This window comes from Ruegeria sp. SCP11 (assembly GCF_040329455.1).
Taxonomy (GTDB): domain Bacteria; phylum Pseudomonadota; class Alphaproteobacteria; order Rhodobacterales; family Rhodobacteraceae; genus Ruegeria; species Ruegeria atlantica_E.
In genome coordinates, this window is record NZ_JBDZYG010000010.1 from 39618 (window position 1) to 64286 (window position 24669).

General features: G+C 56.9%; 11 protein-coding genes. 6 read left to right on the forward strand and 5 right to left on the reverse strand.

Translation table 11 applies throughout. The features are described 5' to 3' along the window. Nucleotides 1–71: 71 nt before the first annotated feature. From ABLN94_RS15945 to ABLN94_RS15960, 4 genes are read left to right on the forward strand one after another with little or no spacing between them, the layout of a single operon-like run. Nucleotides 72–7937, forward strand: coding sequence for a hypothetical protein (locus ABLN94_RS15945; RefSeq protein ID WP_352994046.1), 7866 nt, complete (start codon nt 72–74; stop codon nt 7935–7937). A 12-nt stretch (nt 7938–7949) separates the two neighbouring features. Then, entirely contained in the window at nt 7950–9131 is a 1182-nt protein-coding gene (locus ABLN94_RS15950) for a glycosyltransferase family 4 protein (protein ID WP_352994048.1), read from the forward strand. Then, nucleotides 9128–10270, forward strand: coding sequence for a glycosyltransferase (locus ABLN94_RS15955; RefSeq protein ID WP_352994051.1), 1143 nt, complete (start codon nt 9128–9130; stop codon nt 10268–10270). Before ABLN94_RS15950 ends, ABLN94_RS15955 begins: the two co-directional genes overlap by 4 nt. Before the next feature lie 17 nt (nt 10271–10287). Next, complete coding sequence (locus tag ABLN94_RS15960) at nt 10288–11460, forward strand: polysaccharide biosynthesis/export family protein (RefSeq protein WP_170497456.1); 1173 nt, start codon at nt 10288–10290, stop codon at nt 11458–11460. A 32-nt stretch (nt 11461–11492) separates the two neighbouring features. Here the strand turns inward: ABLN94_RS15960 and ABLN94_RS15965 are convergent, their stop codons facing one another. Both ABLN94_RS15965 and ABLN94_RS15970 read right to left on the reverse strand, forming a co-directional pair. Next, nucleotides 11493–12695 (reverse strand): glycosyltransferase, encoded by a 1203-nt coding sequence (locus tag ABLN94_RS15965; RefSeq protein WP_352994054.1) that lies wholly within the window; start codon nt 12693–12695, stop codon nt 11493–11495. Between the two features lie 81 nt (nt 12696–12776). After that, complete coding sequence (locus ABLN94_RS15970; protein ID WP_352994057.1) at nt 12777–14006, reverse strand: hypothetical protein; 1230 nt, start codon at nt 14004–14006, stop codon at nt 12777–12779. Nucleotides 14007–14234: 228 nt separating this feature from the next. Here ABLN94_RS15970 and ABLN94_RS15975 point away from each other — a divergent pair, with 228 nt between their 5' ends. Next, complete coding sequence (locus ABLN94_RS15975; protein ID WP_352994059.1) at nt 14235–15695, forward strand: O-antigen ligase family protein; 1461 nt, start codon at nt 14235–14237, stop codon at nt 15693–15695. Nucleotides 15696–15751: 56 nt separating this feature from the next. Here ABLN94_RS15975 and ABLN94_RS15980 read toward each other — a convergent pair whose 3' ends face one another. Further along, nucleotides 15752–18166, reverse strand: a complete 2415-nt coding sequence (locus ABLN94_RS15980; RefSeq protein WP_352994060.1) for a glycosyltransferase family 4 protein — start codon at nt 18164–18166, stop codon at nt 15752–15754. A gap of 411 nt (nt 18167–18577) precedes the next feature. Between ABLN94_RS15980 and ABLN94_RS15985 the strand changes: the two genes are divergently transcribed. Continuing rightward, nucleotides 18578–20824, forward strand: a complete 2247-nt coding sequence (locus tag ABLN94_RS15985) for a right-handed parallel beta-helix repeat-containing protein (protein WP_352994063.1) — start codon at nt 18578–18580, stop codon at nt 20822–20824. Between the two features lie 54 nt (nt 20825–20878). On the opposite strand, the gene ABLN94_RS15990 is transcribed toward ABLN94_RS15985, so the two are convergent. Further along, entirely contained in the window at nt 20879–22342 is a 1464-nt protein-coding gene (locus tag ABLN94_RS15990) for a lipopolysaccharide biosynthesis protein (RefSeq protein ID WP_352994065.1), read from the reverse strand. Nucleotides 22343–22848: 506 nt separating this feature from the next. Beyond that, complete coding sequence (locus ABLN94_RS15995) at nt 22849–24579, reverse strand: PQQ-dependent sugar dehydrogenase (protein ID WP_352994067.1); 1731 nt, start codon at nt 24577–24579, stop codon at nt 22849–22851. Nucleotides 24580–24669 lie beyond the last annotated feature (90 nt).

Here is a 24669-nt window from a genome sequence, read left to right on the forward strand (position 1 = left end):
ACGGCTATCCGTTCTAATGCTTTAGAAGGTCTTTTGTTCAGTATTATGTTAAAAGGGGGGGCAAGTGAACCATGGAACCGATTTCATTCGGCGTAGTAGGACTGACCGGAAGCGTTTCGAATAACCCCACCGCCATTGATTTCAGCAAGACCGGAAATCCTGTTCTGTTTGTTGCTCAGCAGGACGGTACCATTTACCGCTATGTGGTCGAAAGACAGCCTGACGGCCCGGATGCCGACTCGATGGACGAGTTTGTCGCCACCAATACCCTTGAAATTGATGTCATTCCCGAGGACACGCAGAACTTTGACGACGACGGCGATCTGAACGGGAACGAGAAGCGGCTGGTCACCGGTATGGTCGTGACCAAGGACGACGACGGCAATGACGTGCTGTATGTTTCCTCTTCGGACTGGCGGATCGCGGTGGGCGAGGATAGCGGTCTGGACACGAATTCCGGTCAGGTCCATCGGATTACTCTGGATCCGGACACCGGGGAGGTGTTGTCAAATGTCGCCGTGCTGCGCGGGCTGCCTCGGTCCGAGGAAAACCATGGCAATAATGGTATCGACTTGGCTATCGACCCGGCGACGGGCGATGTCATCATGTATGTTGCGGTGGGCGGGATCACCAACAAGGGCGCACCGGGAAACAATTTTGCGGGTACGACCGACTTCGCCTGGTCGGGTGCAATTATCAAAATCAACCTGACCGAACTGGAGTCTTATGACATCCGCACGGATGCCAATGGCAACCAGTTCATTCTGGATCTTCCGACCTTGGACGATCCGTCGCGTCCCAATATCGACCTGACGACCTTGTCCATTCAGGACCTCAGCCTGGACCCCAATTTCACGCTTGATGACAACGGTGAGGTTGGTGGTGTTCTGCAACCCGATTGGGCCGGTGGCAACAACGGTCTGAACCAGGCCAAGATCACTGATTATGTTCTGGTCAGCGATCAGGGGCAGCTAAAGCTGGTGAACAACCCCGTTGAACTTTTTGCGCCGGGATACCGCAACCCCTACGACGTCATCGTTATGGAAAACGGTGAGGTGTTCACTTGGGACAACGGGCCGAACGGGGGCTGGGGCGGTCAGCCGCTGTCGTTCTCTGATGGCGCGATCGTCGATGACTGGACCGCGGAATACGCAACCAATGAGTTCAATGAATCCGGCAGCAGCGGCTTTGGCGATCAGCTACATTATCTGGGGAACGTGACCGACCCATATGGCACCTATGGCGGCCATGCCAGCCCGCTGAGGGCGGCACAGATCGCATTGCAGGCGGCGTTCAACTCCGATGGCACCTATGCGGGCGCTACATCGTCGGACCCGATCATCGTCAACGGCGTTCAGATTTTCGACAACGAGGCTGATGCCCGCGATTATTTGGATAAAATTCTGATCATCTATGAGCAGGACGGGTCGGGAAACTGGGTGGATGTCACATCAAGCACCGGTCTGCCCCCGGATTTGTTTGACGTTCTTTCCGGCTATGACTGGAGCCACCCCGGCAGTTCCATCGACAACCCGCTGGATTTCTTTGACGGCACCAGTGTCATGGACGGCACTCCGTATTCGCCGGAATCGCAACTGCTTGACCCGACCGAGGACGGGTCGCTAGTTGTGACGCCGGAATCGACCAATGGGCTGACCGAATATACGGGGACCTATTTCGGGGGTCAGTTGCAGGGCGCTATTGTTGCGGCCAGTTTCGACGAAACGCTTTATTTCGCGATGCCCGTCGATACTGATGGCGATGGTCGGACAGACAGTGCGACGATTGTCCATACTGAATCGCTGAGCGGGTCGAACCCGCTTGCCCTTGTGGCCCTGCCTGATCAGGGGCTTTCACCTACGATGATCGACAATAACGGCGATGGAATCGACGATTTCTCGGGATTAATTGTCGTGGCGACCTATGGGGCCGACACGGTCAGCTTCCTGATCCCGGGCGGGATGCCAATCGATCCCGGCGACGATCTGGATGAGGACGGGTTGAACGATACCGTTGACACACATGTTGGCGATCCGCTGGATGGGCTAGGCGTCACGATTGCGCAAGGTGAGACGGCGCGTTGGGGTTTTGAACTCAGCAATCCGTCCTCGACACCGGCTGGTGCGGTCCCGCCGGGCAACAGCATCGCAGGCGATATCGGCGTCAATGCCGTGTTCCGCAATGGAGTTCTGCCCGCCACCGACAATGGCGGGGACGAAACTCAGGGTCTCTACAATGGGGGTGTGTTCAACCTTGGTGGTGCATCCAGTTTCGTGAGCCTTGATGTTGCGCATGATGGAACGGCCGAAGGCGCTGCGAATACGCAGCAGGACGTTCTTGGGATCGGTTTTGGTGCCCCGGGTGCGCTGCAACTGACCATAAGCACTGAGATGGTGAATATCTTTACCTATTCGCTGAATACCGACCCGCCCGCCAAGGTCTGGGATGGTGGTGAAAAGGTAGGGTTGGTTGTCGGCCCGGGCGATCAGTCCAACTATGCTGAGGCGACCATAGCCGTTGTTGATGATGGCGGGACGATCAAATACGGCGTCCAACTGATCGTCGAGACCGATGACAGCTTCCTGTCCACATTTGTCGAAATCCCCGGCATTGAGGCCCCGGTGATCGCCGGGGTAGGGGATCCAAATTTCCAGGTGGCAATTGATCTGGACCTGACGTCTGGGAGTGAAACCGCGACAGCGCGTGCACGCTATGTCGATGATGGCACCTATACGGATTGGGTAGCGACATCCGCTCTGGCACTTCCGCCCGATGTGGTTGCTGCTGTCAAAGGCCAATATGACAATCTGGGAACGACGACCGGTGCCTTTGTCGGCATGATAGCCTCGGCGCCGGATGGAGACGATTCCTTCGCGGCATCGTGGGACTGGATAGATGTCGAAAACGTTGACGTTCCCGTTGGCGCAGCGCGCATCGGGGTCACTGAAACCTCTGACAATATTAACAAGTCGACCTTTGACAATGGCTCATTCGAGATCACAAATACCGGTGAAAAAGTTATTACTCAGGTCGAGTTCGACCTGACCAATGCCATTTTACCGGATGCGGTCGTCGACCCGTTCGGTTTGGCCGGTGATACCGTTTTCAAGGGGCTGACCATCAACTCGGACGACGGGACTGGGGTCGATACCACGCCAGATGCCTCCAACTATGTCGGCCTTGGCGGGACCTCTGGATATGAAGGGCTCATAGTGACCTTCGACCCGGCTTTGAATGGTGGCTTCGAGCCCGGAGAGACCGTCACTTTCTCGGTCGACCTAGACCCGAATTCGATTGCTGGCGCAAGCAAATCGCTGCTTGATGCCGGTGCAAGTCTCGGTTGGGACACAGGCGGAATCTCGGGGGCCGAGATCATCGGCGCAACGGTGACCGTCACCTACGCGGATGGCTCTACCAGTACCGGAGAACTGATCAGCGCGGGGAACAATGCCGGCGCGTATACCGTGTCGTCGCAAGCCACACCGGGGCTGGAGCCGACCTTGACCGTCAATGGTCTGGGCGAAGGGGAAACAGGGGCGTACACTAGCGGCGGACCTACCGTGATCCTAAACGGACCAGCCGGTTCGGTCGCGCGCGTTACCCTGGCAAAGGGGTTTATTCAGCCTGAAACGAATGAGTTTTATAACGGCGACGCGGATGACCAGGCTTATGCGCCGCAGCTTGATGCGCAACTTGCGGCCTTGGCAGCAACGGATTTCCCGGCCAATAATATCGTTGAGTTCCAGACATTCGACGTCGTTTTAACCGGTTCTGATCAGGACATTTCGTCTTTGTTCGATTTCTCGGGCGTCGCCGACTACAATTTCGCGGGAGAAGACGAAGTTCCGCTTGCCTTTGTGGCTTCCATTATCGATCCGGACGATGCGAATGCCCCGCTTGGACCGACAACACAGCCGATCTTCCTGACCTTCGATTCTGCACCGCCGCCTCCACCGCCGTCTGATCCATTCCGGGTCGAGACCGAGACGTTCAACATAGTCAGCGGCTTTGTCGTGCAGAACAACGGCGGTGCGTCCGGGGATCAATTGCTGCAGGCTGGCAGCAGCGGTGAACAGCGGGCCACGTATACGTTTGACGAGGCGTCGGGCATTTATGATCTTACGCTCGGCTATTTCGATGAATCCGACGGTCAGTCGCAACTGAGCATTCTGGTGAACGGGCTCGAGGTCGATAATTTCACCTGGGATCTGGATGCGGGCGACGCGTTTGCCAATGGCAGCTCATTTACCGAACGCAACATCAATGGCCTGGAACTGAACACCGGCGACGTGATCGAGATCGTCGGAACCTCAGATGGCGGTGAGCCGTTGCGGACCGACTATTTCGACTTCCAGTTTGTCGGCGCAGCCGGTCCGGACACGACGGACCCGATTGTGCAATCTTCTTCGGCACCGGATATCGGGCAGGCTGATGTTGGGGCGTCCAGCACGGATGTCACGGTGACCTTTGCGGATAACGTATCGATTGATGTCTCCAGCATCGATGTGGGTGATATCACGGTGACCGGGCCAAGTGGTCCGCTGTCGGTGACAGGCGTGAGCGTGGATGTCGGCAGTGACGGCACGCCGCGGACAGCGACCTACACGGTGGCGACACCGGGCGGGACCTGGGATCTGGCGGACGAGGGCGACTATACGGTCGCGCTGAACGCCAGTGAGGTACAGGACACCAGCGGCAATACAGTGGCCGCTGATCCAACGCTGGCGACCTTCACGGTCGATCTGACGACACCGCCGCCTCCACCGCCGTCTGATCCATTCCGGGTCGAGACCGAGACGTTCAACATAGTCAGCGGCTTTGTCGTGCAGAACAACGGCGGTGCGTCCGGGGATCAATTGCTGCAGGCTGGCAGCAGCGGTGAACAGCGGGCCACGTATACGTTTGACGAGGCGTCGGGCATTTATGATCTTACGCTCGGCTATTTCGATGAATCCGACGGTCAGTCGCAACTGAGCATTCTGGTGAACGGGCTCGAGGTCGATAATTTCACCTGGGATCTGGATGCGGGCGACGCGTTTGCCAATGGCAGCTCATTTACCGAACGCAACATCAATGGCCTGGAACTGAACACCGGCGACGTGATCGAGATCGTCGGAACCTCAGATGGCGGTGAGCCGTTGCGGACCGACTATTTCGACTTCCAGTTTGTTGGCGTGGTTAACCCAGACACGACGGATCCTGTGGTTCAATCCTCTTCGGCACCGGATATCGGCGTGGCGGATGCGGGCTCGGCCAGCACGGATGTTACGGTGACGTTCACGGATGACGTGTCGATTGATGTGTCGAGCATCGATGTGGGCGACATCACGGTGACCGGGCCGGGAGGTCCGCTGTCGGTGACGGGTGTCATCGTGGACGTGGGCAGTGACGGCACACCGCGGACGGCGACCTACACGGTTGCGGCGCCGGGCGGCACCTGGGACGGGGCCGATGACGGCAGCTATACGGTGTCACTGGTTGCGGGCGAGGTGCAGGACACCTCCGGCAACACGGTTGCGGCCGATGCGTCTCTGGCCAGCTTCACCGCGGCCCTGACACCGCCGCCGGACACGACGGATCCAGTGGTGCAGTCTTCTTCGGCACCGGATATCGGCGCGGCGGATGCGGGCGCGGTCAGCACGGATATCACAGTGACGTTTACGGATGACGTGTCGATTGATGTGTCGAGCATCGATGTGGGCGACATCACGGTGACCGGGCCGGGAGGTCCGCTGTCGGTGACGGGTGTCAGCGTGGACGTGGGCAGTGACGGCACACCGCGAACGGCGACCTACACGGTGGCGGCACCGGGCGGCACCTGGGACGGGGCCGATGACGGCAGCTATACGGTGGCACTTGTTGCGGGCGAGGTGCAGGACACCTCCGGCAACACGGTTGCGGCCGATGCGTCTCTGGCCAGCTTCACCGCAGCCCTGACACCGCCGCCGGACACGACGGATCCAGTGGTTCAATCTTCTTCGGCACCGGATATCGGCGTGGTGGATGCGGGCGCGGCCAGCACGGATATCACAGTGACGTTTACGGATGACGTGTCGATTGATGTGTCGAGCATCGATGTGGGCGACATCACGGTGACCGGGCCGGGAGGTCCGCTGTCGGTGACGGGTGTCAGCGTGGATGTGGGCAGTGACGGCACACCGCGGACGGCGACCTACACGGTTGCGGCGCCGGGCGGCACCTGGGACGGGGCCGATGACGGCAGCTACACGGTGTCACTGGTTGCGGGCGAGGTGCAGGACACCTCCGGCAACACGGTTGCGGCCGATGCGTCTCTGGCCAGCTTCACCGCGGCCCTGACACCGCCGCCGGACACGACGGATCCAGTGGTGCAGTCTTCTTCGGCACCGGATATCGGCGCGGCGGATGCGGGCGCGGTCAGCACGGATATCACAGTGACGTTTACGGATGACGTGTCGATTGATGTGTCGAGCATCGATGTGAGCGACATCACGGTGACCGGGCCGGGAGGTCCGCTGTCGGTGACGGGTGTCAGCGTGGACGTGGGCAGTGACGGCACACCGCGAACGGCAACCTACACGGTGGCGGCACCGGGCGGCACCTGGGACGGGGCCGATGACGGCAGCTATACGGTGGCACTTGTTGCGGGCGAGGTGCAGGACACCTCCGGCAATACGGTTGCGGCCGACGCATCGCTGGCCAGCTTCACCGCGGCCCTGACACCGCCGCCTTCTGACCCGATCCGGGTCGAGGCCGAGACGTTCAATATAGTCAGCGGCTTTGTCGTGCAGAACAATGGTGGCGCTTCCGGTGACCAGCTTCTGCAGGCCGGAAGCAGCGGTGAACAGCGAGCCACGTATACGGTCGTTGCAGCCTCGGGTATCTACAATCTGACGCTCGGGTATTTCGACGAATCTGATGGCCAGTCGCAGATGAGCATTCTGCTGAACGGGGTTGAGGTCGACAATTTCATTTGGAACGAGGATGCGGGCGACGCATTTGCCAATTCGAGCTCGTTTGCGGAACGCGACATCAGTGGCCTGGAACTGAACACCGGCGATGTTATCGAGATCGTCGGTTTCGCGGATGGTGGCGAACCGCTTCGCACGGACTATCTCGATTTCCAGTATGTAGGCGAGGCGGGCCCGGACACGACCGCGCCCTTTGTTCTTTCCTCTTCGGCACCGGATATCGGTCAGGGGGATGTAGGGGCGTCCAGCACGCAGATCACAGTAACCTTTGCCGATAACGTGTCGATTGACGCCTCCAGCATCGATGTGGGCGACATCACCGTGACTGGAACAGGTGGTCCTCTGTCGGTGACGGGTGTTAGCGTGAATAACGGCAGCGACGGCACACCGCGGACGGCGACCTACACGGTTGAAGCACCAGGCGGCACCTGGGACTCGGCCGACGAGGGCGACTATACGGTGGCACTGGTTGCAGGTGAAGTGCAGGACACCTCCGGCAACACAGTGGCTGCCAATCCGGCGCTCACGACCTTCACGGTCGATCTGTCGACACCACCACCGCCGCCGCCAGATCCGTTCCGGGTCGAGACCGAGACGTTCGATATCGACAGCGGCTTTGTCGTACAGAACAATGGTGGCGCTTCCGGTGACCAGCTTCTGCAGGCCGGAAGCAGCGGTGAACAGCGGGCCTCCTACACGTTCGACGAGGTGGCGGGTGTCTACGATCTGACGCTCGGGTACTTCGATGAATCCGACGGCCAGTCGCAATTAAGTATTCTGCTAAACGGGGTTGAGATCGACAATTTCATTTGGAACGATGATGCGGGCGACGCATTTGCCAATTCCAGCTCATTTGTCGAACGCGATATCACCGGACTGGAACTGAACCCAGGCGATGTGATCGAGATCGTAGGCTTCGCGGATGGCGGCGAGCCGCTGCGTACCGATTATTTCGACTTCACCTATGTGGAGGACCAGATTGCGTAACGGATATGGAACATGCGAGATACTTTGAACGCTATTGACGATGGCTCGCGCCGAGTTTCTGGCCCACGGGCGCTTTTCGCCACATTCGGAAGCTTTTCGCATATCAATGTGCAACTGCTGGATGCGTTGGGGACGGAATTTCCCGAGGTGACATTCGAAACCTTCAACGTTGGCGAGGCGATGCGGTCAAACTACGCGAGCCTTCTCAGAAGTCTGGTGAACGTTCCGTGGGAGTACGGGTTGGGGAGTTTCCGGTCGCGATCGGTGCTGCGCTATCGGCTGTTTCGCAACAGGGGATTTTTCAGAGCCGCCGAAGAGCTTCTGCAACAGCGCTTTGGGACGCAGGGGTTCGATTTTACTGTGCAGACGCAGTCGATGTTTTCGGCGGCACTGCCGAATTGTCCGAACTTCGTCTATACCGATCACGTGGCGCGTGCACGTCTTGCCGATGAAGATCAGGATGGTACGGGCTATCCATCCCAACTGTGGCTGGATTGTGAGCGCAAGATCTATGAAAAAGCCGCGCATGTCTTCACGTTCGGCCCCAAGATACGGAATTTCCTGATTGAGGATTACGGGATTGAGTCCGGCAAGGTTTCGGCGATTGGGGCGGGGGCGTCGGTCAGGCCTGCCCGACCACTCAATACTTCGCTGGACCGTTATGCGCATCGGAATATTCTTTTCGTGGGAGTCGAATGGGAGCGCAAAGGTGGTCCAGAGCTAGTTGAAGCGTTTGTGAAGCTACGTCAACGCTTGCCTGATGCGACGCTCACCATCGTCGGTTGCTCTCCTGAGATTGACGTCGAGGGGTGCGACGTTGTCGGGCGCTTGCCGCTTTCTGAGATCGAAGAATACTTCCATCGCGCGACCTGTTTTTGCATGCCGTCGCGGGTCGAACCCTTTGGTATTGTTTTCCTAGAAGCCATGCAGTTCGGACTGCCCGTCGTCTCGACCACGGTGGGGGATATCAGTGCGATCGTCAGGGAAGGTGAGACCGGGCGACTGGTGTCGCCCAAGGACAGCGCCGGGCTGGCGCAGGCGCTTTACCAAGTCTTATCTGATGCCAAGGTCTGCCGTGAGATGGGAATTGCCGGGTTGGAGCGTGGCGAAAGCTTCACCTGGGAGGCCGTCGCGCGGCGCATGATGGCGCAGACGCCAGCGGGTGGCCGTGCCGCTGAGGTGTTGAATTGGTGAGCCTTCGATTGCTTTATATCATCGACAGCTTGCGCATCGGTGGGGCCGAAACGCTTCTTCTCGACTTACTGGATGAAGCGCAAAAGCGAGGAGATCAGGCAAAGGTTGCCTATTTCACGCCGGGGCCGCTGGAGGAAGAGGTTGCCCGGCGCGGTGTCCATGCGGTGCGGCTCAGCCAGCACGGTTTGCGTGATCCCCGTGCGATGCTGCGCGCCCTCCGGCTAATGCGCGACTGGAACCCGAATATTGTCCACACTCACCTGACAAAGAGCGATCTGGTCGGGCAATTGGCCGCCCGGTGTTTGAGCCGTCACCGGGTCATGACCCTGCACAACACCGACCCCTGGCGTAAAAAAAGAGTATTATCCGGGGTCTTCAGGACGATCACATCAGGCGCCGACGCCTGTTTGGCTGTCACGGATAATGTCGCGGATCATGTGGCGCGTTATGGTGGCTACAAACGTGACCGGATTGAGGTCGTGCAAAACGGCGTTGATCTTGACCGGTTCAGCGCCGGACAAGCCCAGCCCATGGACCTGTCTCGGTTCGGAGTTCCGAAAAACGCTGTTGTGCTTGCGAAAATCGGGCGCATTACGGCGCAGAAAGATCACGAGAATTTTCTGCAGGCCATTTCACAGTTGCGCGACCGAAATCTGAACATGCATGCCCTGATCGTCGGAGACGGAGAGCTTTCAGGCGTTGTCCGTGAGCGTGCGCTCAGCTTGGGTTTGGGGGATGACCAACTGACCTTTACCGGTAACCTGCGGGATATGCCGGGGCTGCTTGCCGCGATCGATATTTTTGTTCTTGCCTCGAAATGGGAAGGTCTGCCGATGGCGCTGCTGGAAGCGATGGCGGCAGAGGTGCCGGTGGTGTCGACTGCGGTCGGCGGTATACCGGATTTGATTAAAGACGGCATAAATGGCATTCTGGTTGCGCCTTCGGACCCATCGGCCTTGGCGGGTGCTCTGGAACATATGATTGCAGATGCGGATGCCCGCAAGCTTTTAGGCGAGGTCGGGCGCGGTACAGTGGAGAGCCGGTATTCCGGTGCGGCCATGATGGATCGGCTTTGGTCCATCTATAATGCGCCAACGGTTGGATCGAACTTAGTAGGTGACAGATGTGGTTTAAAGTAAACCCAGCTGATGGAGACATGAGTATGATTAAAGGTGTTCGAATATTGGTTGGGGCTGCGGCCCTGTGTCTTGGACTGTTTCAACAGGCCGTCGCGGACAATTATTTAGTGGCTCCGGGCGACAAGCTGGACATATCGATCCTGGGGCGGACCGAGTTTTCACGGATCGCCCAGGTCCGGGATGATGGAACGTTTCGGCTTCACATGCTGGGTGCGATAGAGGCAGAAGGCCTGACGCTGCACGAGATTGAAGGCAAGATCGTGGAGCGCGCGGCTGAATCCTTTGCGGGCTCGGTCTCGGTCATAGTGGATATCGCTGAATACAGGCCTGTGTCTGTGCTCGGCGTCGTTCAGACTCCCGGTTCTTATGTCTATTCACCGGGCATGACCGTCATCAAGGCGGTCGCGCTGGCCGGTGGGTATGAACGTGTGACAGCCGCAGGCGGGAACGAGCGTGACGTCGTGAATGCCCAGCAACGCGTGATTCAAGCGCGCATACGCTTGGGTTTTGCCGAAGATCAACGCAAAGCCGTCATGGCGGAACTGGAACTGGTTGAGTCTGGTCAACTGGACGGCGAGGATTTGACGGTCGATGGCGTGAACCCGGACCAAGTTTCGCTTATTCGCATGGGTCGGACCCTTCTGGACGAGTCGATTGAGGGATTTAGCCGCAGAGCAGCTCTCGCGACAGCAGAGGCAGACTTGTATGCGCAGCGCCGGGTCGTAATCGGACGTCAGCTCGAGGTGACGGAAGCACAGCTTGCCGATGTCGACAAACTAGTCTCGCAGGGACTGTCCCGGCGGGAAAGGTTGACCGACTGGAAAGTCGAGGCGGATCGGTATCGGTCGGATGACCTTGAGACAACAGCCCGCGCGGCGGCGGCGGCGCAGACCGCAGCCAATGCGAAGAACGAAATCGACGTTGCCCTGACCCGGTATCACCGCGATTTACTGGCAGCCAAAGTTGTGGCTGACGAAAACATCGAACTACTCCGTTCTCAGCTCAATGCCAGCATGGACTACTTGCGAATGACCGCCCCGTCGCTGGCGATGTCTGTTGAGGAACAGGCCGAAACGGTTTTCGAAGTGTTCCGTGCCGACGGAGGTGAAAAGGCCGAACGTGTGAAACTGACCAGCGAATTACGACCGGGTGATGTTCTGGTCGTGAAGTTTGAAGGGGTCACGAACTGAACCGATCACGGAGGCCTTTACCGTCGGCCTGCTTAAGGAGCGCTGTCCCCGGAGTTCGCGGCAAGATGGGGTACTGAACGGCGCCTGCGTCGGTTGAGGTGCCCGGCGCTCGTATAAATATCGACTAATTTTTTGACCCAGGCATCGACGCCATAATGTTCAACCACTTGGGCTCGTACAGCTTGCCCGATCTGTTCCCGGGCGGAGTCGTCCTGCAAGAGATCAAGAACCGCTTCGGCCAGCGTTCCGGGTTGTCCAGGAGGAACGACCGGGGCGCCGGTGCCGTCCAGAATAAGGGCATTGTCACCGACATCCGTTACGACACAGGGTATCCCGTTGGACATGGCCTCCAACACTGACACGGGTAATCCTTCCCAATGTGAGGCGCTGACAAACAGGTCGGCGGCGGATAGCAGCTCCGGCACATCCTGCCTCAGACCCAGAAATCGGACCTGCTCGGTTATGCCAAGATCCTGTGCCTGTTTTTGCAGGTTTTCATATCGCTCCAAATCCGGCGCATTCCCGACGACCAGCAGTATGGTATCGGGCATTTGTAAGGAGACTTGTGAATAGGCCACCAAAAGATTTTCATATGCTTTTTGGCCGATGATCGCCCCTACCGCGATCAGGACCTTACGATCCTCAATTTCCCACTGCGCACGTGTCGCCGCTCGCGCTCCGGGTGGCGCCACAACCTCGGGCGAAACCGCATTGGGAACAACGATGCAGTCACGCCCGCCGGTATCGGTCCGTGCCGCCTCTGCGACAGCTTGGCCGACGGCAATTCTGACCGTTCCGGGCATTTTTAGGACGCTGCGATATAGGGCGCCGCGCAGTTTTCTAACCCGGGCCGTGCTGGCCTTGACGTTGTGAATCGTGGTGGCGAAAGGCAGGCGCAAGATTGCAGCGGCCCACCCCCCCAGCACAGTTGAGGAAATCAAGTGCGCGTGTACGAAATCAAATGGTTGCTTTCGAAGTTCGGACACCAGTCTCAGAAAGCGGCGGACATCAATTAAGCTCTTTCCGGGGAGATAGACCACTTCGATGCCCATTTGCTCAATCTCATTGCTGAACGGGGTACCACCACTGCTGAGAACAAATACGGTCAGATCAATATCGGGGCGGTTCCTCGTCGCTCTGGCAAAGGTCACGACCAAACGCTCGGCCCCACCGGTGACCAGAGTGTCTACGACATAGGCTAGCTTTAGCGGCAAAGGTTCAGGGCCGTTCCGCACTATCATTCTCCTGCCACACGTTCGCGTCAGGCCAGCGCCGCCTACGGCCTCGCAAACCTGTGCAAGACAGAGGATGGCGTGTCATCGCGTTGGCGCGCGTACTTTGGGCTTGCCTTTGGCATTCTGAGCACGCAGCTGCCCGAATATTGGATGGGCTTTTTTGGGGTTGGCACCGCTTTTGCTTTGGTTCCCAGTCTTTTGAGGATCCGAGGCTACTTGCTGCCCACCGGTCAGAAGCATGCTGAACCCGGCAACAGCGATACCCACTAGAACGGACACGACTCCTACGATTGCAAGCAGCACCTTCCGCGATGCGGAACTGGACCGCAGCGGGGGAACCGCTCGCTCAATCACGCGTACGTTTCCTTCAATGTTCGCGCCACTCAAAGCCAGATTGTCGCGCAACCGCATTTGCAAATCCGCAATCTGTTCGGCCTGCTGCTGCTGAAGGGCAATAAGGGGTCGAAGAACAGGGATGAGTGCAGAGAGGTTTTGCACCTTTTCCTGATTTTCGAGCATGGAAGACTCGATATAGTCTATCCTCGCCTGCTCTTCCTCAATCTCTGTTTCGGTGCGTAGTACCTGGTCTTCCATTCCCAGCCGTTGGGAATATAAGTCCCGACGCACCTTGAGGGCGGCCAGAGTCGTGCGCGACTGTCTCAAAAGACCTTCGAGGTTGGCCTGATCTACGGAAGACCTATCCAGATCGTAAGTAATGAATTGAGGGTCCAGACCTCCGAGCAGTTCATGCACCTGATTGTTGGTGTCGGTCGCTTGGCTAGTAGCAGCCTCCAGACGGGTTTGCAGCCGTGAGGTTTCGCGGGCAGTGTAAAGTTCGCGCCGCCGGTCCAGAAAGGCTGCGGTAATTGCGTTGGTCAATTCGGCCGCAATTTCCGGGTCGACATGCTGAACTGCGATCTTAACAACGTATGACCCGGTGATGAGTTCAACTGTTGTCGATTCCTGTACCCACAGAACGGCTTGACTCAAAGATGCTTCGTCCAACGGCAGTCCGGGAAAAACCCTGTCCACCCCAACGGCCTCAAGCGCCGCAAGACTGAGTTCGGGGTTGTCTAGCAGAAGCATTTCGGCGTTCACGACGCCCTGAAAATCACCGGGGTTAGGGGCTTCGCCTCCGACTGTGTCCGGGACATAGATATATTCTTGTCCCAATGCGAACAGAATGAGCGACCGAGCCTCAAAAACCGGAGGCCTGATTAGTACGTAAACGGCAAGTACGGGAAAAATACAAAAAAAGACGACTGCGGCAATTCTTACAAATTTCCTGGGAATCCCAAGCTGGTCATACAAAACCGTACTCCTGAAAACACACCAAACCCACGTTTTTAACTTAACACCCGCCGTGAATATATCAATAAACTATGTATCTTTGAGCTTTCAGTGTGACCCTCATGGCCACAGCGGAGGGGTAAAGATTGACTGACAGTGTTTTGTCGCTACCCTCGTTGTGGTCAAATTCGGTTGTTTCAGTATGGATCGCGTTATGGATTCCATTTGGTTGACGAAAGGCCAGTCTTGATGGCCGTGGCGACAAGGTTTCCAAAGCTGCCAAAACTGGTGTGGATCGGCTTTGCAGCCGTTTTTGTTGCGTTCGCCATCGGGGATTCTTCGATCGTCGAGTTGATGGCACTGGCGGTATTTGGGGTTCTCGTTCTGACAACGCTGCACTACCCGCTGGTTGGTCTGGCGTTGCTGATCGTAATGATCATTTCGAACCTATCCCCCAATCTAATATACGCTTTTGGGGCGCCATCCATCGCGAAACTGGCAGTTCCCGGCCTGCTGAGCTTGCTCGCCGTGCGCTACTTCTTCTGGGGGGACCGGCCGTATATCGGCTGGCTTTCCCTTTGGCTGTTAGTCGGATACGTCGCATTAACGTTGTTTGGCACAACCTATGCCGTCGACTGGCGCCTGACGCTGGATAACAGCTTCGATCTGGCCAAAGTGGTGATTGTCGCGCTGATTGTTCTGGCTTTCATGCAGTATCAAAACGGCTTTGAAACCGTAGTGTTGTCGTCTGTGCTGACGGTCACGGCAATTTGCGGCATGGGCTTCATTCAGGTACTTGGGGTTGCATTGCCGTCTGGTCTCGCAATTTTTGCGCATTTCAATGAATTTCACGGTCGTTTCGAAGGCCCGATCAATGACGCAAACTTTCTCGCCATTGTTCTTGTTTTTAATGTTCCATTGGCGCTGTTTTATTTTTTCCAGGCAGACAGATTTTACAAATATGTTTTCTGGGGACTGGCGGTGGCTCTGTTGGTTTTCGGGATTCTGGTTACTGAATCCCGCGGAGGGATACTGGCGCTTGTCGTCGCGTTAGGGGTTCTGTTTCTGCAACTGAGTCGCGTTCAGAAGGTCACTGCGATCTTCGTGTTTGTTGTATTGTTGACGGCGGCTTCGTTTTTTCTGGGTGCTGAGGCATTCGAAAGGTTAGCAACACTTTTGAAGCTGGTGGACACCGTCCAGATCGACAAGAGCGCAGAAGGGCGAATTGCCAGCTATAAAGTGGCGTGGGAGCTTTTTGTCACCCACCCTTGGGGAGGCGTGGGCAGCGGCAATTTCAATATTCACTATCAGAATGTCGCTTTGGAAAAGGGACTGATTTTCCGGGGCGAGGGGCGCTCGGCCCACAGCCTTTATCTGGAAATTATGGCCGAGAACGGCCTGGTCGGTCTGATCTATTTCCTGACGATCCTGTTTTTGGCGGCTCTGGGCCTTATTAGTGCCTACAAACTCGCACGGGCGCATGGGCAGGTTCGGTTGGCGTTGCTGTTTGTGGCATTTGGTGCGGGGCTTTCTGGGTATTTGACCGGAATGGTGCTGTTACATGACGCCTATCCAAGGTTTCTATGGATCGTCATTTTGCTTGCCGTCGAAGCCGGGCGCATCGCGGCACTGAGGCTTGGGCCAATTGAGGAAGTCCCGCCACCCAAGCCGCTCACATTGCGTCTGTCGCGCGGATTGCGAGTTGGTTGACAGCGACGTTTTCGCGGAACATGGGCCGGTTTGGCAAAAAAATGGGTGCTTTCCTGTTACTCCCGGCTGACATCGGGACGGGCGACGTTGCCCAAGGCGGGTTTCGGAGTGGGGGTTTGGATCCCGCTCAATGTGGCGTAGGCCAAAAGCAGGCGTTCCGCTGTTTGCCGGATGTCAAACCGTTTGCGGATCGTTTCGACCGCATGGGTGCCAAGAGTTTGACGCAACTCGGCATCAATGCTCAGATCGGTCAGAGCCCGGATCAGCTCGTCGAGATCGTCGGGTGTGAATAACCGGCCATTGCGACCATCTTCGATCAAATCTTCAGTGCCGCCGACTTTTGATGCCACCACGGCCAGCCCGGATGCGCAGGCTTCGAGCAGAGCATTGGATAGTCCCTCGCGTGCCGAAGGCAGCACAAAGACATCGCTGGCGCGCAGATAAGACGGCATATCATCGACATGCCCGAGAAACCGGACACCGTCTTGTTCCAGCAAGTGAGCCGGTACCTCTTCGGCTTCGCCCCCGACGGCCTGGAAACCTGACGTGGTGTCCCTGTTGGCGCCTGCGATCAGCAGCGTAGCGTAGGGGTTGTGTGCCCGAACCCGGGGCCAGGCCTTCAGTAACAGCGGCAACCGTTTTTGCCGCGCAAACCGTCCGGCGAACAGAAACAGCGGTCCGTCGGGGAGGCCGAGGTCCTGCCTAAGAGCGCCTTTCTCCTCTGCTTCGTCGCAGGGGTGGAACCGTTCTGTATCGACGCCGTTGGGGATGCTCAGGATTTTTGTGGCTGGAAACCCGAAGTGCTGTAGTTCGGCCTCGATCTCGCTGCTCACGGCCACAAAGCGGGATACTCTGTGTTGCATGGCGAACTTGCGCAGACCGCCGCCTGTTTTGTTCATGATCGACGTTACCTCGCCGCCGCACATCGGTTTGGCAAGCAGAGGTCGGCCCGAGAAACCGCCGCTCAGGATTCCGGCCAAGGTCGGGCTGAAGGTCGAGTGACAGTGAACGACATCAGGCGCATAGCGGCGTATAGCGCGCGCAGCACCAGTCAGGAACCGGGCCGAAGCCAGAGTCTTGGAGCCGTCGGCGCAGATACGCTCCACCTCGACATCGTCGATAATCTCAAACTCGGAAAGTCCGGGATAGCGGCGCGTAATGACACGGACCGACTGCCCTTTGTTAATCATGATGCGCGCCAGCTGCGCCACCTGTTTCTCTGCTCCTCCGACGATCGGATGATAGGACGAGATCACCATGCATATTCGCAGCCCCGTGTGCCCAGTAGCAGTGTTTGAAGCCCGCGCGTCTGTACCGGCTGGTTGTGAATGCGGCTGCACGGTCGATACGACCTGCTGGGTCAGGAACTCTTCCCATTCTCGGACCATTTGGCGGCGGTCGAACAAGTCGAGCACCCTTTTCCGAGCCGCAAGGGCCATACCCGACCTGCGCTCGGAGGAGGAAAGGAGATTATCAAGGGCCGCCGCCATCTCATCGGGGGCGCCGGGCGGGACCAGTAGGCCGCTGGTTCCGGTCTCAATGACTTCGGCGCATCCGTCCACCGTTGTAGATACCGGTACGCAGCCGCTGGACATCGCTTGCAGCAGGGTCAAGGGCAACCCCTCCCAAAGCGAGCTCAGGACATAGATATCCACCGCTTGAAAAACGGTTTCGAGGTCGGTCTGCCAAGGTAGCAGATGCACGTTCCGCAAGCCTCGCAGACTATGCTCAACCTCTGCGCGCAGGTTTCCTTCGCCTGCCATGACGAACTGGGCCTCGGGATGGTTCGGGGCTACCCGACGCAGAGCCGCAACATAGTCGAGCGGGGCCTTTTGCGGCTCCAGCCGTCCAAACCAACCGACTATTGGGCGCGCGGCATCCAGCCCCAGTTGCTCTGCAGCAGTCTCTCGTCGTCCTGCGGGTCGAAAGCGATCCGTGTCGACACCGGTCCGGATCACTTGAATGGCATCACGGGGCACCAAGCGGTTTCGCAGGGTTTCCTGACGGGCATAGTCTGTGATGGCGACCAGCTTCCCTCCAAACCAGCCCCCAATTTTCTCAAGCGCCCAATAGGCCGGGGCTTTGCGCCCCTGAACCCGTTTCAGAAAGGGCATTGAGGCCTGCCGATAGATGGCCGGGCGCCCGAGAATGCAGCCTGCCGTACGGCCGATGAAACCGGCCTTGCTACCATGACAGATCAGCACATCCGCCTCGTGTGCGCGTGCCACTTTCAGCACATACCGCAGAACGCTCAGATCGCCCAAAGGGTCGATTCGGTAGCGCGCCATCGCGAACACCTCAGCGCTCAGGCCTACGGCCTTCAGTTCGGCGGCGTAGGCATCGGCACCCTCAGACAGACAAATTGTGTGGGATTCGAACCTGTTCTGGTCCAGCGCCGACAATAGCATCTTGTTGTAAAATGCAATTCCGCCCGTCGATTTCGTAAGAGCGAGAATCCTGATTTTCTTCATACCAATACCCGTCAAACACTTGTAACCGATGAAAAAACGCCAAACAAAACTGGTACACTTGCGCAGCAGGGGAGTTTCGAAGCCCGCTGCGGGCGGTATTTCCACAATGCAACCTCGGCTTACTTTAGCCGAATTCCGTTACTGTACGGCAAAAATCTGCTCATAACGATTTGAAACACCCGAATCTGGCAACAATCTGCACAAAAACGCCACCTCCAAGACAAAATTCGCCGATATCCGGTTTGGTGATATCGAACTGACGGTTTTAAATGCGTGTCATGGCGTATAGGCAGCGCCGCGCATGTTGGGATGCATGCAATCCAAGGGGCACCACTCAGCGCCCTAATGAAACCAATACAAGGGATGGGCATATCTGCTGTGTCCTCCTGTTGAGATCGAGAAGGAATTCAAATGGCTGAAGATCTGACGGGCGCCGACCTGGCGTTTGAAGGTGCGCAGGGTTTTGGCTCCGACACTACTGGGGGCCGAGGCGGCGAAATCGTCAAAGTTACGACTCTGGCGGATTCAGGACCCGGATCACTCAGATGGGCTCTCGAGGAACTCGACGGTCCGCGGATCGTTGTCTTTGAGGTGAGCGGTGAAATACAACTCGATGACTCAATCGAGATAAACGGCGACGTGACCATTGCCGGTCAAACCTCGCCTGAAGGCATCACAATATCGGGCGCCAAGCTGCGCGTTGTCGAAGACAACGTGATTATCCGTGGCCTGCAGTTCCGACCGGGCGACGGCGACGGGGACTCTCCTTCCGAACGGGACGGGCTGTCGATCGGCAGCAGTTCTCAGACCGTTGAAAATGTCATCATCGACAGCAACTCGTTCAGCTGGTCGGTCGATGAATTGATCACGCTCTGGTACGGTCCGCAGAACATCACCATCTCAAACAACATTCTGGCCGAAGCGCTGGATGAATCGATCCACCCGGAAGGCGACCACTCGATGGGGCTGCTGATCGGTGATGGCAGTTCGAACGTCACGGTGGTGGGCAACCTGTTCGCTCATAACGAACACCGCAACGCCCAGGTGAAGGACGACTCCCAAAATATCGAGTTCATCAACAATGTGGTCTACAACTATGGACCCAACGGGTTCGAGAGCTATTCGGGCGTGACTGCGCATATCATCGGCAATATCTACATTGCGGGTGAGGATTCGGCCGATCGCGCACCCATCCGCCTGAATTCGGCGGAGTCGGGAACAGCCTATTATGTCTCTGACAACCAGGCGGAACTTGGCGGCGATGCTCTTTCGAAGATTGAAGACGGCTATGTGTTCGACCCCAGCAATGTCACCATCATGCCTACATCCGAGGTTATGGACTATGTTCTGTCCAATGCCGGGGCACGCTATCCTGAACTGAACGAGGTCGATCAGCGGATCGTCCAGTCGGTGATCGACGGAACCGGCCGCATCATCGATTCCCCCGATGATGTCGGTGGGTATGTGTATGTGCCCAACACTGCGGCGCCAAGCGATCGCGACGATGACGGAATCCCGGATTACTTCGAAGAGATTCTGGGTTCAGACCCGGATAAGTTCGACGCGCACGGTGATGCCGATGGCAATGGCGTGCATGATATCGAAGATTACATCAACGGTTTGTTGGACGGTTATGCTGCGGACTCGCAACCCGCGCCTGCACCGGCGCCAGAGGACGACACGCAGGCCGGGGACAGTGGCACTTCGGACACCAGCGACTCGGGGAACACTACACCAGACAGCGGATCGAATGCTGGTGATGCATCCTCCTACCGTTTCGAGGCTGAAGATTTCTCTCTGACCAACGGGTTTTCTGTGAACACGCTTTCTCCCGCATCCGGGGGGCAGGTGATCCGGGTCAAAGAAGGTCAGAGCGGCGAAGCCTCGACTGTGTTCACCGGCGAGAGCGGCACCTATGACCTGAACATCGGATATTTCGATGAAGCGGATGGAGCATCGGATCTGACGGTCCTTGTGAATGGCAAGGCCGTTCATAGCTGGGTCTGGGATCAGAACCTGGGGTCGATCTATGCGGATGAAGCAACCGCAACCGAACTCACCATCGAGAATGTGCAGATCAATTCCGGCGATGTCATCACCTTCGCGGGAACCGGCGATGCTCAAGAACCGCTGCGGATCGACTATCTGGACGTTGTGACCCAGTCGATCGGCGAAGGCAGCGACGATGCCTCGGTGACGGATCCGGTGGATGACAACCCATCGACCCCGACGGATGGCACGCCCCAGCACTATTTCGTCGAAGCTGAAACGTTCGACATCGAAAGCGGCTGGAGGGTCAAGAGCAACTCGATCGCTTCGGGCGAGGCGTATCTCAATGCCACCGGCAAAGGTACGGCAAAGGCTTCGACCGAATTCGACGGCGAATCCGGTTACTACGATATAGTCGTCAACTATTACGATGAATCCGACGGCGAGAGCATTCTGAACGTCAGTGTCGGCGGAGAAGAGGTCGACAGCTGGGTCTGGGACCAGGAGACGAACGAGAAGTTTGCGACGCGGGACACGCTGACAAGCCATGTGATCGAGGGTGTTTGGATCGAAAATGGCGAACTTGTCGCGCTTGAAGGGACACCAGATGGCAACGAACCCCTTCGTGTCGACAGTGTCGAGTTCTATTCTGACTTCCTGCTGGCGTAAGTCGGGCGTCCGAAGACGGCCGTGATTAAACTCTGAGCGGGCCGGGTTCTGTTTTCAGACCCGGCCCGCTTTTTGTATCCAGCGCTGCGCGATCTGCTGAAAGATTTCCGGCGTCATAATCCGCATCGACACAAGAAACGCTAAGCCAAAAGCTGCTGTGGCTACGAAAAGCCGAATGAGGTCGCTGTCGGCAACCAAGACGCGCTGTGCAATCATCGCCACGACAGAGGCGCTCACTGCACACACCGCACCGGGCAACAGGGCGCTGAACGTGCTGTGCGCCGAAATATCCAGTCTGCTTCTCAAAAACAGATAGTGTGACAGAAATTGGATCATCGCCAGTACTACTTGAATAAAGGCCACGGCGATTATGCCATGTGGAACAGCAAGCCAAAGCAGCACCAGGAAAAACGGCAGGTTTATCAGGGAAATCTTGAACATCAGGTCAGTTCTGCTGAGCGCTTTCAAAAGATTTCCGGGAACGATGTTTATCGTCCCCACTGCAAACGCGATGGCCAATAGCTGCATCGGCACAATCATTGCGTACCATTTCGGAGGATAGAGCACATGCACCAGAGGCTCTGCGAGCACCGCAATGGCCGCACCGGTCCCAAACATCAGAAGGGCACAGTATTTAAGGGCGCCATAGTAGTAAGCCTTGAGGGCCTCGGGGTCCGATTGAATTTTTGACATAACCGGATGCAGAACAAAGCCTGCAACGTTGATGAGGCTTTTGATCCCGAGTTCGGGAATGCGGTATGCTAGGGAGTAAAGCCCCAGAGCCGAAGCGCCCAGAACCTTGCCGACCAACAGGTTATCCAGAAGCCGCGGAGTTGCATTTATGGTTTCCGCGCCGATCAAATGCGCCCCGAAATGAGCAATATACTTAAGTGTCGCCAGATCAGGTTTGCGGGTTGGCCACCAAGGCCTGATGATCCATAGCGCAATGGCACCGACGATGGCACCGCTGATATAGCCCAGCACAAGCGACCAGACTCCAAAACCCAGAAGTGCCAATAGGATTGATACAAGTCCTTTGGTCAGGCCTCGCAGTACGTCCGGCACCAGCTTGGCCTTGAGGCGCAGTTCCCGAACCAGAAAATTTGCGTTTACATTAGTCAGCGCTTGCACGATCAGCGCAAGGGCGATGACAGGCAGAAGGTCTGCCAAAAGCGGATCGCCATACCAGTTGGCGATCGACGGCGCGCTCAGCCAGATTGACCCGGCAAGAAGACTTGAAAATACCATGCCACATAGAAGGACTGCGCTGGCTGTCTCCTCAACTTTTTCACGAGTGGAAATAAGCGCAGTCCCCATGCCGAATTGGGAGAGAATCTCAAAATATCCCAGAATGGCCAGACAAATGGCCATTGTCCCGAATTCTGCGGGCTCGAGGTACCAAGCCAGAATAACAATCGAAACGAGATTGAGAATCTTGGTGCTGAAAAAGGAAAGGTAGGCCCATAGAACGTTCCTGACACTTTCGCCTACGTTGTCGGAACGCGCTTTCTCAACCATTCGAATACACTATTAACCGAAGCGATATGCCGTTAGGCACGCGCTTGAAAAACAAACCACCAAATTCTTGATAGCACGGATTGCAAAGTTTTGTAAGCGCACCGTTCACCTGTTCGTTGCCTGTGTGAGCCACGTGACCTCCGCTATCTGCCAGTTTCTCATCCAGATACGGGCACGAAACCGGGCAGCTCAGGTGAAAGATCACCGCATAAATGGCTATTTTTTCAGTTGATGCAGGCCTTTGATTTTGCTCTTCGCATACCCTAATTGCTTATGGGTGCTTTGGACCTACCTGCTAAGGGCAGTCAGCCGAGATTTAAGCACGAGTATTTGCGACAGAACTTCTTCCCTTACGATCCTGATATATGCCTTCGCCCTCGCGGAAAATCACACTTATTGGTTCCAGAGGGCCACCTTGGTGCGCGTCGGGAGGGCCGACGTTTCTGTCTAGCCTTGCAGCTAGCCCTTCGATCATCGAATAGGTATCGATCAGCTCAATTGGGTGGTCAGAAGGACTCGCTGACCAATTTGAGGTATGCAATCAGCGACGCAATCAGACGATTGTCATCGAACCCCGGATTAGGCATGGGCGTTCCGGGAGCGAAGGATTGAGGGTCATTCAGAAACTCTGTGAGTGTCTCTTCGTCCCACGTTCCGGTTTGCGCGCTCAGACCGCTCGAGTAGCCATCATAATTGGTTGAAGCAATTTTGCTGCCGAAAATTCGGGCGAGGCTTGGTGAGCGCACGTGGTCGTCCACTTCGAAAGAGTGGCATTCCGCACAGGCGCTGATCGCTGTTTCCAGCCGTTTTGCAGCATGTCTGGAAAGCCCCTGACGGTTGACGCTTGTCGCGAACAATTCCGATCGGTTCTGCCGATCCTGACCGGTCAAAAAGACCATGGCCCGGTCATCGGTCCAAAGCACGATCCGCCCGTCACTGTGCTGGTGTACGTCGCGTATACGTGTGCCGACTTCGATACGTTCGGAGTAAATTACCCGACCCTCTGCAAAGCGAAGCCGGAACAGAGACCCATCAAGCAACGCAGCTGCGAGCAAATCTCCGTCCCATGAAGGATGAAAGCCGTCAACATAGGTGAGAGCCGACCCCGCAATTGACGGCACCCATGAATATATCGGCCGTTCGAAATGGCTATGCCGCCCGTAACTCAATGAACCCGGAATTGCACTGGCGTCCCAATAGGTCAGACCATAGGATTCCAGCGGCCAGCCATAGTTGGCCCCGTCGAGCACAAGATTCAGTTCATCACCGCCTTTTGGACCATGCTCCAGGGTGTATAAAGTGCCGTCAGGCGTGAGCGTTAATCCCTGCGGGTTTCGGTGGCCCATCGAGACGATTTTCCCCTCACCCGAGGCTACGTCGATCGCCAATATTTTTCCGTATTCGGCCGCAGGGTTCTGGGCGATGCCTGGGCCGGCCTCGGAGCGCATTCCATCGAAATGGTAGTCACCACTTGTCATGTATAGCGTGGACGGGTCTTCGAAGACGAGTTTTCCGCCAGCCATATGGCCCTCGACCGCAAGATGCCGCGTTTTCAGGGGCAAGCAGGGGGCAGTGCGATATAGCACCTGCCAGTCGTCGGGTGCGGCCTGAACCTCGTCTATTGACTTTACTTCAGCGTCCATTGCCAGAAGCGCAACTGTATTCGTGATACATTTTTGGTCGGGGTGATATTCTGTATAGGATATCGCGAGGGCTGGACCGTTCGGACCTGAGAATTGGACCAGATCGTTGTATCGCAGGTACCCCGCCTCGACCTCATATTCTGTATTGTTCGGGTCGTCGGCTAAGGCCTCATAGGCGGCGCGGTTGGTATCGGGTACGGTTACTTCTGTCTGCCTGACATCTTCGGACGAACTGGCAGCGTAGATGCGCCCGTCATAGGGCAGCAATAGGACGTCGGAGCCAAAAGAGGTAAGCCCGCCACCATTCTCCCTGATTGTGTGATAAGGACTTACGCGTCTGACGGGCACTTTCGCGACGTCCGCCTCGAGGTCAATGAGATGCGAGGAGAGCCGTTCGAGGTCATAAACAGCAGGTTGACCCGGCGCGACCTTGACCGCGACCTTCTCGATCCGCCGGTCCACCTTCTCGAAAATGGAGTGAGGGAACCACTCGCGTTTTCCAATCTCGAAACCTGCAAAAATCGCCGTTCCGATAAAACCAACAACAATTACAAACAGTACAATGCGTTTGATCCACCGATAAATGGTAGGCAATAATCGCGTTTCGCGGGTGGGCGCCTCTATTATTTGCCTGTTGCTATGACCAGGCGATGTATCTGTGTTCTGTGCCATGAGTTCTTACCG

What these genes read in the sequence shown, in the direction of transcription:
- ABLN94_RS15945 (WP_352994046.1), top strand. Translation starts at nt 72, where the DNA reads ATGGAACCGATTTCATTCGGCGTAGTAGGACTGACCGGAAGCGTTTCG.
- ABLN94_RS15975 (WP_352994059.1), top strand. Translation starts at nt 14,235, where the DNA reads ATGGCCGTGGCGACAAGGTTTCCAAAGCTGCCAAAACTGGTGTGGATC.
- ABLN94_RS15960 (WP_170497456.1), top strand. Translation starts at nt 10,288, where the DNA reads ATGAGTATGATTAAAGGTGTTCGAATATTGGTTGGGGCTGCGGCCCTG.
- ABLN94_RS15980 (WP_352994060.1), bottom strand. Translation starts at nt 18,166, where the DNA reads ATGAAGAAAATCAGGATTCTCGCTCTTACGAAATCGACGGGCGGAATT.
- ABLN94_RS15985 (WP_352994063.1), top strand. Translation starts at nt 18,578, where the DNA reads ATGGCTGAAGATCTGACGGGCGCCGACCTGGCGTTTGAAGGTGCGCAG.
- ABLN94_RS15990 (WP_352994065.1), bottom strand. Translation starts at nt 22,342, where the DNA reads ATGGTTGAGAAAGCGCGTTCCGACAACGTAGGCGAAAGTGTCAGGAAC.
- ABLN94_RS15950 (WP_352994048.1), top strand. Translation starts at nt 7,950, where the DNA reads ATGCGAGATACTTTGAACGCTATTGACGATGGCTCGCGCCGAGTTTCT.